Origin of the sequence: Flavonifractor plautii ATCC 29863 (genome assembly GCF_000239295.1) — a bacterium.
GTDB classification, from domain to species: domain Bacteria; phylum Bacillota; class Clostridia; order Oscillospirales; family Oscillospiraceae; genus Flavonifractor; species Flavonifractor plautii.
Window position 1 is genome coordinate 1 of the sequence record NZ_JH417647.1, and the last position, 13,682, is coordinate 13,682.

Here is a 13,682-nt window from a genome sequence, read left to right on the forward strand (position 1 = left end):
AAGAGAGACGGTGTAAGATTTAAGAAAATTTTAATCTTCTCTTCATGGCGTCTTACATAGGATTCTGGTATGCTGGTAGCCTATCTGGAAAATATGAACGAACTGCGAATTTTTTGCCGGAGGCGTTGACATATGACAACTTGTCGTCTAAGCTTATGACAGCTTGTCAGGCGAGGAGGTGCCCTATGCCCAGCGCGACGTTTTACAATCTGCCGGAGGAGAAGCGGGAGCGCCTGCTTCGGGCTGCCAGGGAGGAGTTCTCCCGCGTTCCCTATGAGAGCGCCTCGGTGAACCGGATCATCCGGTCCGCCGGCATCCCGCGGGGCAGCTTTTACATGTACTTCACCGACAAGGAGGAGCTGTTCGGCCACCTGATGGACTCCTATGGCGCACTGCTGGAGCGCCGGATGGGGGAGCTGCTGGAGCAGCGGGAGGGGGACCTCTTTGCCGCCTTCCTGGACCTGTTTGACCACATTCAGGCCCACTGGGGGGACGGGAAATACCGCGAGATGGCGGACATACTCCGCTGCAACCGGCAGATGCAGCCCGGGGTCCTGCTGAACCGGGAGGGGCCTGAGGCGAGCCTGGCTCGCCTGCGGGACAGGGTGGACCTGTCCCGACTGGATCTGCGCACGGAGACCGACCTTTCCGATATCTTCCACTTGCTGGTCTCCGCCGTAGCCGGTACACTGGTAGCGGCCGGGGCCTCAAGCGATCCGGCGGGCGCGCGGGCCCGTCTGATGCGTGTATTTGGCATCCTTCGGCGGGGCGCGGCCTCCAAGGCGGTCCGCCGCGAAGAAGCATAGCAAAGAAAAGGAGAAACCACTATGGAAGCAACCCAAGTTAAGCCAGAAACGACGGTCGCCCCTCCGGAGGGGCCGGGGAAGAAAAGCCCGCAGCTCACGCCCCCGAAGAAGAAGCGGAAGTGGGTCAAGCGGCTGGTCATCCTCTTGGTGATCGCGGCGCTGCTGGTGCTGGCGCTCTCCCGCTGCATGAGTGCGGGAACCCAGGTGCTCAGCAGCGCGTACCTGCCCTACACCGCCGCGATGCACGACATGACGGTGGCCGTCTCGGGCACCGGCACCATCGAGCCCATCCAGTCCTACAAGGTGACCACGCTGGTCAGCGGCGAGATTCTGGAGGCCCCCTTTGAGGAGGGGCAGACCGTCCACAAGGGCGACGTGCTCTTCCGCATCGACGCCAGCGACGTGGAGAACAACATCGAGCAGCTCCAGCTCAACGTCCAGTCCGCCCAACTGGCCCTCAACGACCTGCTGAAGACCCAGAGCGACAATCAGAAGGACCGCAATGTGAAGGCCGACGACGCCGGCGTGATCACCGAGCTGCACGTGGACCGCGGGGACAGCGTCACCGTCGGCACCGTCATCGCTGACGTGCTGGACCGGGACCACATGAAGCTGAAGGTACCCTTCCACTCCGCCGATGCATCGGGCTTCTATGTGGGTCAGGCCGCGACCGTCACCGTGAACGGCACCGCCGAGACGGTGAGCGGAACGGTGGAGTCCATCGCCGCCACCGACGAGGTGGGACCCGGCGGCACCCTGGTCCGCCAGGTGACCATCCTGGTCAACAACCCCGGCGTCTTGTCTGAAACCAGCCAGGGAACCGCCTCCGTGGGAGGGGCGGCCTGCGCCTCCGGCAGCAGCTTTACTTATGCATCCTCCTCCCAGATCACGGCCAAGGCCGCCGGCGATCTGGACGTGCTCAATGTCAAGGAGGGTGACCGGGTATCCAAGGGCCAGGTGATCGGCGTTATCTCTGAGGCCGACCTGGAGACCCAGATTGAGAATGCCCGCATCGCTCTGGAAAACGCCCAGCTCTCCCTGAAGAACGCCCAGGAGAAGCTGGAGGACTACACCATTACCTCCACCATCGACGGCGAGGTGATCGAGAAGAACCTGGATGTGGGCGACAACATCAGCGGTCTGTCCAATTCCGGCGCTTCCGTCACCTACCCGGCCATCATCTATGACCGCTCCGAGCTCACCTTTGACATGGACGTGGATGAGAAGGACATCAGCAAGATCCAGGTGGGCCAGAAGGTGGAGATCACCGCCGGCGCACTGGACGACCAGAGCTTCACCGGCGTGGTGGATAAGATCAACATCAACGGCACCACCACCAGCGGCCACACCAGCTATCCCGTCACCGTGAAGGTGGAGGGCTCCCCCGAGGCGCTCTACCCCGGCATGAACGTCTCCGCCAAGATTATCGTGGAGGAGGTGGGCAGCGTGCTCGCCCTGCCGGTGGAGGCGGTGGAGCGGGGTAACACTGTGCTGGTGGCCAAGGAGGGCTGCCTGGATGAAAACGGCGTCATCAAGGATCTCTCCGCCGCCGAGGAGCGCCAGGTGACCCTGGGCCGCAACGACGACGAGTACATCGAGATCGTGGACGGCCTGGAGGAGGGCGAAGTGGTGCTGGCGCTGAGCCCCCAGGGCTCCAGCCTCATGAGTGCGATGGGGATGGGTTAAGCCATGGAACACCTCATTGAACTCAAGGACGTCTACAAGATTTACCAGATGGGCGAGGAGACCGTCCACGCCCTGGACGGCATCTCCCTGACGGTGGACCCCGGGGAATTCGTGGCCATTGTGGGCTCCTCCGGCTCCGGTAAGTCCACCGCCATGAACATCATCGGCTGTCTGGACGTGCCCACCTCCGGCACCTACCATCTGGGCGGCGTGGACGTGTCCACCATGGACGACGACCAGCAGGCCGAAATCCGCAACAAGATGCTGGGCTTCATCTTCCAGCAGTACAATCTGATTCCCAAGCTCAACGTGCTGGAGAACGTGGAGCTGCCCCTCCTCTACGCCGGAGTGTCCGCTGCCGAACGCCATGAGCGGGCCATCCGCTCTCTGGAGCGGGTGGGGCTGGCGGACAAGTGCAAAAACCTGCCCAGCCAGCTCTCCGGCGGCCAGCAGCAGCGGGTGTCCATCGCCCGGGCGCTGGCGGGCAACCCCTCGGTGATCCTGGCCGACGAGCCCACCGGCGCCCTGGACTCCCGCACCGGCCGGGAGGTGCTGGGCTTCCTCCAGAAGCTCAACGCCGAGGGGGATACCGTGGTGCTCATCACCCACGACAACTCCATCGCCGTCAAGGCCAAGCGCATTGTGCGCCTACAGGACGGAAGGATCATCTATGACGGTGATGCCCACGACCCAAAGGCCGTGGTACAGCCGGAGCTGGACGAGGAGGTGGGCGCGCTGTGAATGTGAGCCAATCCTTCCGCCTGGCCCTCAAGAGCCTGATGGTCAGCAAGGTCCGCGCCCTGCTGACCATGCTGGGCATCATTATCGGCGTGGCGGCCGTCATCGTCATCGTCTCCCTGGGCAATGGCATGCAGCAGTATATGAACGCCCAGTTTGAACAGATCGGCGTCAATCTCATTCAGGTGGCCATCTACTCTTACGGCGGCAACCGGGAGGTGGAGCCGGACGACATGTACGCCCTGGCGGAGAAGTACCCCCAGTACATTGACTCCGTCAGCCCCTACCTCAGCGCCTCCACCACCGTGCGCCACGGCGCCGACGAATACGACCACACCAGCGTATACGGCGTCAGTGAGACCTTTTACAACGCCGAAAAGGGACAGACGGCCAGCGGCGACCAGCTTGAGGAGGGCCGCTTCCTCAGTTATGTGGACGTGGAGCGGGACCAGAAGGTGTGCGTCATCGGCAGCTACCTCAACGAGGATATGTTCGGCGGAAACGGCCTGGGCCAGACTCTGACCGTCGGGGGCGTCCCCTACAAGGTCATCGGCACACTGGTCCAGAAGGCCGATTCCACCGAGGGCAGCGGGGACGACCTCATCTACCTGCCCTACGGCATGGTGGAGCAGCTCAACGCCGCCAGCGGGGGCATGGGCATGAAGATGTACCTGGTCACCAGCACCACCAAGGAGACCTCCTCCGCCGCCAAGGGCGTGGTGGAGAGCCTGCTGTTCCGCATCTACCAGGATGAGAACGCCTACATGGCCATGACCTCCGCGGAGATGATGGACATGATGGACTCCATGCTGGGGGTGCTCATGACCATTCTGGTGGTCATCGCCGCCATCTCCCTGGTGGTGGGCGGCATCGGCATCATGAACATCATGCTGGTGTCGGTCACCGAGCGCACCCGGGAGATCGGCATCCGCAAGTCCCTGGGCGCCAAGGGCCGGGATATCCGCAGCCAGTTTATCATCGAGGCGGGTACCACCTCCGCCATCGGCGGCGTCATCGGCATTATTCTGGGTGTGGTGCTGGCCAACGTCTTTACCGCCCTGGTGGGCGTTGTGATGGCCGGTGCGGAGGGCTTCTCCGCCGTACCCAGCGCCGGAGGCATTGCGGTGTCCTTTGGCGTCAGCGTGGGCATCGGCATTCTCTTCGGCTACCTGCCCGCCAACAAGGCCGCAAAGCTGAACCCCATTGACGCGCTGCGCTATGATTGACGGTACGCCGGCCCGCCCTTGCCGAACCGGCGCGGATGGTATATGATAAGAGGCAGGGACCGGCGCTCCCGCCGGCCCGCCGTTTCCATTTTCACGAGCATGAGAAGGAGAAAAGCAATGAAACAACGACTGTTAGCCGGCCTGCTGGCCGTGGTGCTGGTGCTGGGGCTGGCTCCGGCGGCCCTGGCCGCCGCGCCGGCCGAGGGGGAGGCCGCCCAGGTGCTGGCCGCCCTGGACATTATGGTGGGCGACGAGAGCGGCAACCTGAACCTGGGCGCCACCGTTACCAGGGCCGAGTTCACCAAGCTGGCGGTGGCCGCCTCCACCAGCCGGGACGCCGTAGGCGACACGGTGTCCGTCAAGCCCTACCCTGACGTGCCTCAGAGCCACTGGGCCGCTCCCTATATCAAGGCGGCGGTGGATCTGGGGCTGGTGCAGGGCGATCTGCACGGCAACTTCAACCCCGGCCGTTCCATTACGCTGGCCGAGGGCGTGACCATCGTCCTGCGCCTGCTGGGCTACCAGGACAGTGACTTCACCGGCGTCTGGCCCTCCGGCCAGATGGCCCAGTACCGGGCCCTCAAGCTCAACGAGGGCGTCACCGCCGGACAGGACAGCGCCATGACCCGCCGGGACGCCCTGTACCTGTTCTACAACCTGATGATCACCAAAAACAAGGAGGGCTCCTACTACCTGAACGTGCTGGAGCCCACCCTCAGCCTGGTGAATGCCGCCGGGGAGCTGGACCGGGTGGCCCTCATCAACTCCGCTATGGAGGGCCCCGTGGTGGCCGCCGCTGGCTGGCAGTCCAGCGTGCCCTTCGACGCCGGCAGCGCCACGGTCTACCGCAACGGCGCCAAGAGCAGCCTGGCCGCGGTGCAGAATCAGGACGTGGTGTACTGGTCGGAGTCCATGCATACCCTGTGGGCCTACTCCGACAAGATCACCGGCACCTATGAGGCGGCTTCTCCCTCGGTCACTAGCCCCACCTCCGTCACCGTGGCGGGCAAGAGCTACACCATTGAGACCACCTCCGCCGCCTATGCCCTCTCCGACCTGGGCGGCTACCAGATTGGCGACAGCGTGACCCTGCTGCTGGGCCGCAGCGGCGGCGTGGCGGCAGTGGGCGAGGCCGTGGCGGCCGACAACCTCATCTACGGCGTCGTCACCAAGGTGGAGAGCACCTCTTACGACGACGGAAAGGGCGGCACCTACAACGCCCGCACCGTCACCGTGGCCGGTACCGACGGCGGCTCCTACCGCTATCAGACCGATAATAAGAGCCTGGACGAGGGCGATCTGGTGCGGGTGAATACCGACGGCGACACCATCGAGGTCAAGCGCCTGACCACCTCCACCCTGACCGGCAAGATGAGCAACGACGGCACCAAGCTGGGCACCTACCCCCTGGCTGACGACGTGCAGATTCTGGACACCTACGAGAGCTGTACCCCCATCCGCATCTATCCCGACCGCCTGAAGGGCGTGAAGTTTGACGGCAATATGGTCCGCTTCTATGCCCTCAACGCCCAGGGGGAGATCAGCCATCTGATCCTCAACGACGTGACCGGCGACCTTCACCAGTACGGCGTCATTACCAGCGTGGAGGAATTGGATCTGGGCACCATGATGGGCATTTCCTCCTCCTATACCTACGACGTGGGCGGCCAGAAGCTCACCTTTGGCTCTACCAACGCCATCTACAATCTGAAGGTAGGTCCCTGCCAGATCAAAATGGAGGGCCCCAACGCCGTCGAGCGGCTGTATAACCTGTCCGAGCGCAAGCTGGACAGCGTCAGCGGCAGCACCGCCGTGGGCACCAACAACCAGAAGTACACTCTCTCAGACAATGTGGCGGTGTACGTCTATGAGGGCGGGGAGTATCAGCTCTCCAGCCTGGCCCGCATCAGCGGAGGGAACTACTCCCTCACCGGCTGGTACGACAAGGACGAGAGCGCCGGCGGGCGCATCCGCGTCATCATCGCCCGCTGACCAGCACAAAAATCAAACGGAACCGCCCCGGAGCAAATGGCTCCGGGGCGGCCTGTTTCTACAGCACCAGGGCCACGCACCAGCATACCGTAGCCCCCAGGGCGCCGGCGGCCACGTAGGCGGGGGCGGGGATATGCCGCCACAGGCGGCTCCAGCGGGAGTTGCGGCGGATATACCCGTCAGCCACCCGGCGGGCTTCCTGAAGCACATCGTCCGCCGTCACGCCTCTGCCGAAGGCGTCCTCCTTCAAAATAAAAATCGCCTGCTCAAAAAAGCGGGGGTCAGGCGCTTTGACCACGATGACCTGTCTGGACACACCTTTCACCAACCGGGACACATCCTTTCCTGTTTTCTTCCAGTATGGCCGCTTTTTAGAATACCTATTCCGGCGGCCGGAAAGAATTGCCGCTCATATCCGCCCGTTTGCCGCCGTACACTATTGCCAGGAATGGAGGCGAAGGCATGACGCAGAAGCGGCGGCTGGCGTGGGCGCTGGCCCTTTTGTTTGTGGTGAATATTGCGGTGATCTCCCTGGCCCAGCAGGCCGAGGCGGCCACCTACCGGCAGGGCTCCAGCGGTGAGCAGGTGCGGATCATCCAGACCAAGCTGAAAAATTGGGGCTACTATGACGGCGCGGTGGATGGCATCTACGGCAGTCAGACGGCCCAGGCGGTCAAATACTTTCAGCGGAAGAACGGCCTGACCGCCGATGGCATCGCCGGGCCGGCCACCCTCAAGGCGCTGGGAATGTCCTCTGGAGGCGGGGGGAGCAGCAGCCAGCAGAACAGCGCGGCGCTGCTGGCCAGGGTGATCTCTGCCGAGGCCCGGGGCGAGCCCTACAGCGGCCAGGTGGCGGTGGGGGCGGTGATCCTCAACCGGGTAGAGCACCCCTCCTTCCCCAACACCATTGCAGGGGTGGTGTACCAGCCGGGGGCCTTTACCTGCATGGTGGACGGGCAGTTCAACGAGCCGGTGGCCGACTCGGCCTACCGGGCGGCCCAGGACGCCCTCAACGGGGCCGATCCCAGCGGCGGAGCCATCTACTATTTTAACCCGGACACGGCCACCAGCGCGTGGATCTGGAGCCGCCCCCTCATCAAGACCATCGGCAAGCACCGCTTCTGCGCGTAATAAAAAGCAGCCCCCGGAGTGAACTCCGGGGGCTGCCGGGTTAAAATTCGATTTCCCTGCGGGCGGTTACGCCCCGGTCGTAGGGGTGCTTCTCTTTGACCATGTGGGTGATGTAGTCTGCCCGGCGCTCCAGCGCCTCCGGCAGACTGTGGCCGGTGAGCACAACCTCCAGGCCCGCGGGCCGCTCGTCCAGAAAGGCGCAGAGCTCCTCCTGGGGCAGGAAGCCCCGGAGGGCGTCGATCACTTCGTCCAGCACCAGCAGGCGGGCATCCTCCGCCCGGGCCAGGGCAACGGCCTCCTGGAACAGCTTCCGGCAGTTCCGGGCCACCACGGCCTTCTCCTCGTCGTTCATCTGGAAGGTAAATTTATGGATGCCCTTGCTGCGCAGGACGGTGAGGGTGGGAAACCGCTCCGCCGCAGTCAGCTCCCCGCAGGGGCTGCTTTTGAGGAACTGGGCGATCACCACCCGCCGCCCCCAGCCCGCACACCGGAAGGCCAGTCCGAAGGCCGCTGTGGTCTTACCCTTGCCGTCTCCATAATAGATCTGTACCAGGCCATTTTCTTCCGCCATGCCGCCACCTCATTTCGCTCAGATAAGATCAGTATAGCAGAATGGGGCATGGGGCGCAACGAAAAAAGCTGTCCCCGCGGCTGCGGGGACAGCTTTTTTGGAGAGGCTCAGAAGCGGTGCAGCTTACTTCTTGTGGGCCGCCATCCAGTCGCGGTTGTACTTGTGCTCGTTGACCATCAGCACCAGGAGCACGTTCACCAGGGCCACGCCGGCGAACACCAGGTAGGCCATGCGGATCTGGCCGCCGGTAATCTTCTGCACCACGCCGTTGACCAGGAAGCACAGGGCAGTGACTGCACCCTGGATGGGGAAGATGACACTGTTCACCTTGTCGAAACCCTGGCGGCCAAAGATGGAGGTGGGCAGGGAGGTGGTGAAGTTGGCGGAGCCGCCGATGCCCATGGCAATCATGAACAGGGACACGTAGACCAGCGGGGTCACGGAATCCACAGCGGTGAAGTTGAGCAGCAGGGCGATAGCATACCAGATACCGAACATGACCATGGTCTTCTTGGTGCCGATAGCGTCGTCAATGACGCCAACCAGCCAGGAGCCAACCACGCCGCCCAGGGCCAGAATGGTCATGACGTTCATAGCGGCCTGCTGAGAGAAGCCGAGCTGAGTGTTGCGGATAACCAACTGGCTCATGACGCCCACAGAGCAGATCTGGAAAAAGCCGGTGGTAATGGCCGCCAGCCAGAGCTCCTTGGTGGCCAGCAGTTTGCCGGTGGTCCACCCGCCGTCCCCCTCGACGGCGTCCTTGGTGTCATACTCCTTCTGGTAGATCTCGTCGGAGACGTTGTCGGGGTTGATGCCACGCTCCCAGGGCTCGTTGCGGATGAAGATCATACCCAGGATGCCCAGAACAATGGCGGCGATGCCGATGGGTACGATGCCGGTGGAAAAGTTCTCGCCGATGTTGGTGGTGCCCGCCACGGTAGGGGCGATCAGAATGGCTACCAGCTGCACATAGAAAGCGGAGGCGAAGTTGTGGCCCATGGTGGTATAGCCCATAACCACGCCCTTCTTTTTGGGGAACCAGGAGGCCACCAGGGTGCCGCCCGCCACATAGCCGGCGGACATGATGCCGCCGTACACGAAGCACATGCAGACGGTGTAGATAACGATGCTGGGGGCGTTGCAGGCCAGGATGTAAGCGATGCCGGAGATGATGCAGCAGATACCGGAGGTCATGCGCGCGCCGATCTTCCGGTTGACCTGGCCGGCAATGATGAAGAACACGACACCCACCAGACCGGCCAGGGAGTTCATGTTCATGATGTCGCCCTGCTCCAGTCCCAGGCGGTAGGCCACATTGGGGGCGGTGATGTTGGCGCCGTCGTTGCACATGCCGACGTACAGGAAGAACATCAGCAGGCAGTAGATGATGACGACCCAGCCCACGCCGAAGTCGACTACGGACTTGCGGTTATCCTTGGTTGGTTTTGCCATACGTTTCCCTCTTCTCTCTGTGATAGATTTTGCCGGAACACAGCCCGGCATCCTTTGCGGACTATAATTTAACGGTTTGCAGGCTATCTTTCAATCCCCACAATTCGGTAAGCAAATAACCAAAAAGTAAGTAGAAACAGTGTGGTAAGTGCGCAGATTTGTGCAATATAGCAAAAAGAGGTGGGGAAATTTTGGCGGAGTGTTCCATAAAGAAGAGAGGTCAAAATACTGATATCGTCAGTTTCCACAACCTTATTGTTAAATATTTGTCATGTGGGATAAGGGTATAAATGGAAGAGCGCCGGAGGGCGGAGATTTCACAAAACGTTCACAGGCCTGTTATACTTTATCCAACTCTGAATGGGAAAAAGGTGGTATCTTATTTTTACAGCCAAGGTACCAGACAGGCAAGGCGATAGACCGGGAATGCGCGGGAGGAGAAATGCTATCCGGGGCGCGTTCGAATCACCGGCTTCCCTGCATACTGCTCCCCGGCTGTGGGGGCAGACAAACAACAACACGCCGCAGGCGTGAGAAGATAAAAAAACGCCTCCCGGAGCTGGTACCAGCTCCGGGAGGCGCTGTTGTCAGGTCTTACTTGCCAACGATCTCGGCAGTGTCCATGGCGATCATGAGCTCCTCATCGGTGGGGATGAGCAGCACCTTCACCTTGGAGTCGGCGGAGGAGATGACGGTTTCCTTGCCGCGGACGTTGTTGGCCTCGGCATCCATTTTTACTCCCATGAACTCCAGGCCGGAGGCCACGGCCATGCGGGTAGCGGCGTCGTTCTCACCCACACCGGCGGTAAACACGATGGCGTCCACCCCTCCCATGGCGGCGGCATAGGCGCCCACCAGCTTCTTAACACTGTACTGGAAGGCCTCCAGGGCCAGCTCAGCCCGCTGGTTGCCCTCCTTGGCGGCGTTCTCCAGGTCGCGGAAATCGGAAGACACGCCGGAGATGCCCAGCACGCCGGACTTCTTGTTGAGGATGGTCATCATTTCCTTCATGTCGTAGCCGTGCTTGCCCATCAGGTACTCCAGGATGCCGGCGTCCAGATCACCGGCGCGGGTGCCCATGGGAACGCCGGCCAGGGGGGTGAAGCCCATGGAGGTATCCACGCTCTTGCCGCCATCCACGGCGGCCACGGAGGAGCCGTTGCCCAGGTGGCAGGTGATGATTTTCAGCTCCTCAATGGGCTTGCCCAGCATGGCGGCAGCGCGGGCGGAGACATAGCGGTGGGAGGTGCCGTGGAAGCCGTAGCGGCGGACCTTGTCCTGCTCATAGAACTCATAGGGCAGGGCGTAGATATAGCTCTTGGCGGGCATGGTCTGGTGGAAAGCAGTGTCGAACACACCCACCATGGGCACACCGGGCATGACCTTCTCGCAGGCCTTGATGCCGGTGATGTTGGCGGGATTGTGGAGGGGGGCCAGGGGGATGCACTCTTCCAGAGCGGCCATAACCTCGTCGGTAATGCGCACGGAGGAGGCGAACTTCTCGCCGCCGTGGACCACGCGGTGGCCCACCGCGTCGATCTCAGAGGCGCTCTTGATCACGCCGTGCCCGGCGTCCAGCAGGGCGTCCAGCACAGCCTGAATGGCCTCGGAGTGGGTGGGCATGGGGATCTCGAACTCATACTTGGCGTCCTTGGCGGGCACCTTGTGAGTCAGGCGGCCGTCGATGCCGATGCGCTCGCACAGCCCCTTGGCGAACACCTCACGGGTGGCGGGGTCCATGAGCTGATACTTGAGGGAGGAACTGCCTGCGTTGATGACCAGAACTTTCATGAAATCTTCTCTCCTTACGTTAAACTATGGCTTGTGAGCCGGATATTCCCGTAGTAGAATAAGAGCACATACATATTTTATTTTAGCCCCTTTTTTCCCAAAGGACAACCCATATTTTGCTTGAAAGAGAGAAAAATTTTACTCTTGCGTTTGGAGGTTCAGCCCATGGCCACAGCCGGAATCGTCGCAGAATACAACCCCTTCCACTGGGGACACGCCTGGCACATCGCCCGGACGCGGCGGACCCTGGGGGCGGACACGGCGGTGGTGTGCGTCATGAGCGGCCACTGGGTCCAGCGGGGGGAGTGCGCCCTCACGGACAAATGGAGCCGGGCGGCCCTGGCCCTCTCCGGCGGGGCGGATCTGGTGCTGGAGCTGCCCACCCCCTGGGCCATGGCCTCGGCGGAGTCCTTCGCCCGGGGGGCGGTGGGTCTGCTGGCCGCCACGGGGGTGGTGGACGTGCTCTCCTTCGGCAGTGAGACGGGGGAACTGGCGCCCCTGCGGGCGGCGGCGGCGGCTCTGGATGGTTCGGACTACCCGGAGCGTCTGCGGGCCGGGCTGGCCCGTGGGCTGTCCTTCCCGGCGGCCCGGCAGGCGGCGGTGGGGGCCGACTGCCTGGCCAGCCCAAACGACAACCTGGGGGTGGAGTATCTGCGGGCCCTGCCCCCTGGCATGGAGGCCCTGACCATCCCCCGGCGGGGGGCGGCCCACGACGGCCCGGCGGCCGGGGGCTTCGCCTCCGCCTCGGAGCTGCGGGCCCTCCTCCGGGCCGGACGGGCGGCGGAGGCGAACCCCTATCTCACCGCTCCCTGGAGCGGGGAGGCGGCGTCCATGGCGCACATCGACCGGGCGGTGCTGGCCCGTCTGCGCACGATGGACGAGGTGGACTGGGCCGCCCTCCCCGACGGCGGGGCAGCGGAGGGCCTGCCCGCCCGGCTGGCGCGTTCCGCCCGGACGGCGGACAGCCTGGAGGACTTTTACGCCCGGGCCAAGACCAAGCGCTACCCTCACGCCCGGCTGCGGCGGCTGGCCCTGGCCGCTTTCCTGGGGCTGCGGGCGGCGGAGCGGCCCCCGGCGGCGCCCTATGTACGGGTGCTGGGCCTCAGCGGCCGGGGGCGGGCGCTGCTGCGCCGCATGAAAGAGACCTGTGCCCTTCCGGTGGTGGTCAAGCCCGCCCAGGCCAGGGCTCTGGATGGGGACGCCCGCGCCCTCTTTGAGGCGGAGGCCCGCCGCACAGATCTGTTCGGCCTGTGCTTCCCCACAGCCCGGCCCTGCGGGCTGGAGTGGACTCGCAGCCCGGTGGTGAAGGAGCGTCAGGGCTGACGACGGCTCCGGCGCTGAAGCAGGAAGATCAAGAGGGCCAGAAGCGCCAGGAGAGTCAGGGGCAGAATGAGAAGGAAAAACGCGAAGGTGAACTGATAGGAGGTCAGTACGGCGTGAAGCCGGTCGGCCAGGGTGATGGAGAGGCGTGGATAGAGGGTGAAGGTGAGCTCCCCGTCGGGCAGGCTGTCGAAGTGGGCGGTGTAGCACCGCTCTTCCGCCTCACGAAGGGGGAGGGAGGAGCGGACGATGTAAGGTACAGGCTCCGGGGTGCGAATTGTGATGTCCAGAGAGCCAAACTCCGCCCAGTGCCTGGCGGGGGAGAGCAGGTAGGTGAATTCCTGCGTCCAGTAGGTGGTGCCCTCCCGAAGACCGTAGCTGCTGCTGAGATAGGCTACTGCCACCTCACGGGTTCCCCAGGCGGGAAACTCCACCGTATAGGTCAGGGCAAAGCGGTCAACAGCCGCGTCCTCTGTCTCTACTTCTTGGATGGTGAAGGGGAGACTCTGGCCGTCGGCAGTGATGGAGGACACGGCACTGTCCACATCCACCAGAGAGTCCATATGTCCCCGGTGCTCTTCCAGGTAAAAGCTCATCTGGACGGAAAGGGGATTTTCTGTGGGATTCTCCATCTGATAGACGGCTTCCACCTGGGCGGTCAGGCCATTTGAGTCTCCCGCTCCGCTGACATCAAAGGTGAGCTGCTCGGCGGTGACAGTGACAGGGCAGCCCTCGTCCACCGTCAGGGCGGAACCGCCCGTACCGCCCAGACGGGTAGGGGCCGAGTTGGCGGAGGCCGGCGTGAGCAGCACCACCAGCAGGGCCAGGGTGCAGGCTATGAGCCGATTCATATGAGACCTCCTTTTTTAATAACAAATAGTATCTATTCAATCAATTATAACAGAATATGGGGTGGGAAACCACCGCAGCCCGGTTACAAAAACGCGGCGGACGGCCTTCAGGCCGCCC

The 13,682-nt window shown here is 63.0% G+C and carries 12 protein-coding genes; 7 read left to right on the top strand and 5 right to left on the bottom strand.

Going from position 1 to position 13,682, the window contains the following annotated elements; translation table 11 throughout:
- The first annotated feature begins 185 nt into the window (after positions 1 to 185).
- From HMPREF0372_RS01775 to HMPREF0372_RS01795, 5 genes are all read left to right on the top strand, one after another.
- On the top strand, positions 186 to 806 hold the full coding sequence (locus HMPREF0372_RS01775) for a TetR/AcrR family transcriptional regulator (RefSeq protein WP_007488456.1): 621 nt from the start codon (positions 186 to 188) through the stop codon (positions 804 to 806).
- Positions 807 to 827: 21 nt separating this feature from the next.
- Positions 828 to 2,492: an efflux RND transporter periplasmic adaptor subunit gene (locus HMPREF0372_RS01780; RefSeq protein WP_007488457.1), complete on the top strand. Its 1,665-nt coding sequence runs from the start codon at positions 828 to 830 to the stop codon at positions 2,490 to 2,492.
- A 3-nt stretch (positions 2,493 to 2,495) separates the two neighbouring features.
- Positions 2,496 to 3,233, top strand: a complete 738-nt coding sequence (locus tag HMPREF0372_RS01785) for an ABC transporter ATP-binding protein (RefSeq protein ID WP_007488458.1) — start codon at positions 2,496 to 2,498, stop codon at positions 3,231 to 3,233.
- Positions 3,230 to 4,456, top strand: coding sequence for an ABC transporter permease (locus HMPREF0372_RS01790; protein ID WP_007488459.1), 1,227 nt, complete (start codon positions 3,230 to 3,232; stop codon positions 4,454 to 4,456). The genes HMPREF0372_RS01785 and HMPREF0372_RS01790 overlap by 4 nt, the downstream gene beginning before the upstream one ends.
- Positions 4,457 to 4,573: 117 nt before the next feature.
- Entirely contained in the window at positions 4,574 to 6,448 is a 1,875-nt protein-coding gene (locus tag HMPREF0372_RS01795; RefSeq protein ID WP_007488460.1) for an S-layer homology domain-containing protein, read from the top strand.
- Between the two features lie 58 nt (positions 6,449 to 6,506).
- On the opposite strand, the gene HMPREF0372_RS01800 is transcribed toward HMPREF0372_RS01795, so the two are convergent.
- Complete coding sequence (locus HMPREF0372_RS01800; RefSeq protein ID WP_225123571.1) at positions 6,507 to 6,773, bottom strand: translation initiation factor 2; 267 nt, start codon at positions 6,771 to 6,773, stop codon at positions 6,507 to 6,509.
- Between the two features lie 137 nt (positions 6,774 to 6,910).
- Between HMPREF0372_RS01800 and sleB the strand changes: the two genes are divergently transcribed.
- On the top strand, positions 6,911 to 7,579 hold the full coding sequence (gene sleB / locus HMPREF0372_RS01805; RefSeq protein ID WP_007488462.1) for a spore cortex-lytic enzyme: 669 nt from the start codon (positions 6,911 to 6,913) through the stop codon (positions 7,577 to 7,579).
- 40 nt (positions 7,580 to 7,619) lie between these two features.
- Here sleB and HMPREF0372_RS01810 read toward each other — a convergent pair whose 3' ends face one another.
- The 3 genes from HMPREF0372_RS01810 to HMPREF0372_RS01820 form a co-directional block, all read right to left on the bottom strand.
- Complete coding sequence (locus HMPREF0372_RS01810; protein ID WP_007488464.1) at positions 7,620 to 8,150, bottom strand: cob(I)yrinic acid a,c-diamide adenosyltransferase; 531 nt, start codon at positions 8,148 to 8,150, stop codon at positions 7,620 to 7,622.
- Between the two features lie 123 nt (positions 8,151 to 8,273).
- On the bottom strand, positions 8,274 to 9,602 hold the full coding sequence (locus HMPREF0372_RS01815) for an MFS transporter (protein WP_007488466.1): 1,329 nt from the start codon (positions 9,600 to 9,602) through the stop codon (positions 8,274 to 8,276).
- Positions 9,603 to 10,196: 594 nt separating this feature from the next.
- Entirely contained in the window at positions 10,197 to 11,393 is a 1,197-nt protein-coding gene (locus HMPREF0372_RS01820) for an acetate/propionate family kinase (protein WP_007488469.1), read from the bottom strand.
- A gap of 165 nt (positions 11,394 to 11,558) precedes the next feature.
- Between HMPREF0372_RS01820 and HMPREF0372_RS01825 the strand changes: the two genes are divergently transcribed.
- Positions 11,559 to 12,716, top strand: coding sequence for a tRNA(Met) cytidine acetate ligase (locus HMPREF0372_RS01825; RefSeq protein ID WP_007488470.1), 1,158 nt, complete (start codon positions 11,559 to 11,561; stop codon positions 12,714 to 12,716).
- Here the strand turns inward: HMPREF0372_RS01825 and HMPREF0372_RS01830 are convergent.
- Positions 12,707 to 13,564 carry a hypothetical protein gene (locus HMPREF0372_RS01830; protein WP_007488471.1) on the bottom strand — a complete coding sequence of 286 codons (858 nt, stop codon included), beginning with the start codon at positions 13,562 to 13,564 and terminating at the stop codon, positions 12,707 to 12,709. The genes HMPREF0372_RS01825 and HMPREF0372_RS01830 overlap by 10 nt on opposite strands.
- Positions 13,565 to 13,682 lie beyond the last annotated feature (118 nt).

What these genes read in the sequence shown, in the direction of transcription:
- HMPREF0372_RS01775 (WP_007488456.1), top strand. Translation starts at nt 186, where the DNA reads ATGCCCAGCGCGACGTTTTACAATCTGCCGGAGGAGAAGCGGGAGCGC.
- HMPREF0372_RS01825 (WP_007488470.1), top strand. Translation starts at nt 11,559, where the DNA reads ATGGCCACAGCCGGAATCGTCGCAGAATACAACCCCTTCCACTGGGGA.
- HMPREF0372_RS01820 (WP_007488469.1), bottom strand. Translation starts at nt 11,393, where the DNA reads ATGAAAGTTCTGGTCATCAACGCAGGCAGTTCCTCCCTCAAGTATCAG.
- sleB (WP_007488462.1), top strand. Translation starts at nt 6,911, where the DNA reads ATGACGCAGAAGCGGCGGCTGGCGTGGGCGCTGGCCCTTTTGTTTGTG.
- HMPREF0372_RS01785 (WP_007488458.1), top strand. Translation starts at nt 2,496, where the DNA reads ATGGAACACCTCATTGAACTCAAGGACGTCTACAAGATTTACCAGATG.
- HMPREF0372_RS01810 (WP_007488464.1), bottom strand. Translation starts at nt 8,150, where the DNA reads ATGGCGGAAGAAAATGGCCTGGTACAGATCTATTATGGAGACGGCAAG.
- HMPREF0372_RS01780 (WP_007488457.1), top strand. Translation starts at nt 828, where the DNA reads ATGGAAGCAACCCAAGTTAAGCCAGAAACGACGGTCGCCCCTCCGGAG.
- HMPREF0372_RS01815 (WP_007488466.1), bottom strand. Translation starts at nt 9,602, where the DNA reads ATGGCAAAACCAACCAAGGATAACCGCAAGTCCGTAGTCGACTTCGGC.
- HMPREF0372_RS01795 (WP_007488460.1), top strand. Translation starts at nt 4,574, where the DNA reads ATGAAACAACGACTGTTAGCCGGCCTGCTGGCCGTGGTGCTGGTGCTG.
- HMPREF0372_RS01830 (WP_007488471.1), bottom strand. Translation starts at nt 13,564, where the DNA reads ATGAATCGGCTCATAGCCTGCACCCTGGCCCTGCTGGTGGTGCTGCTC.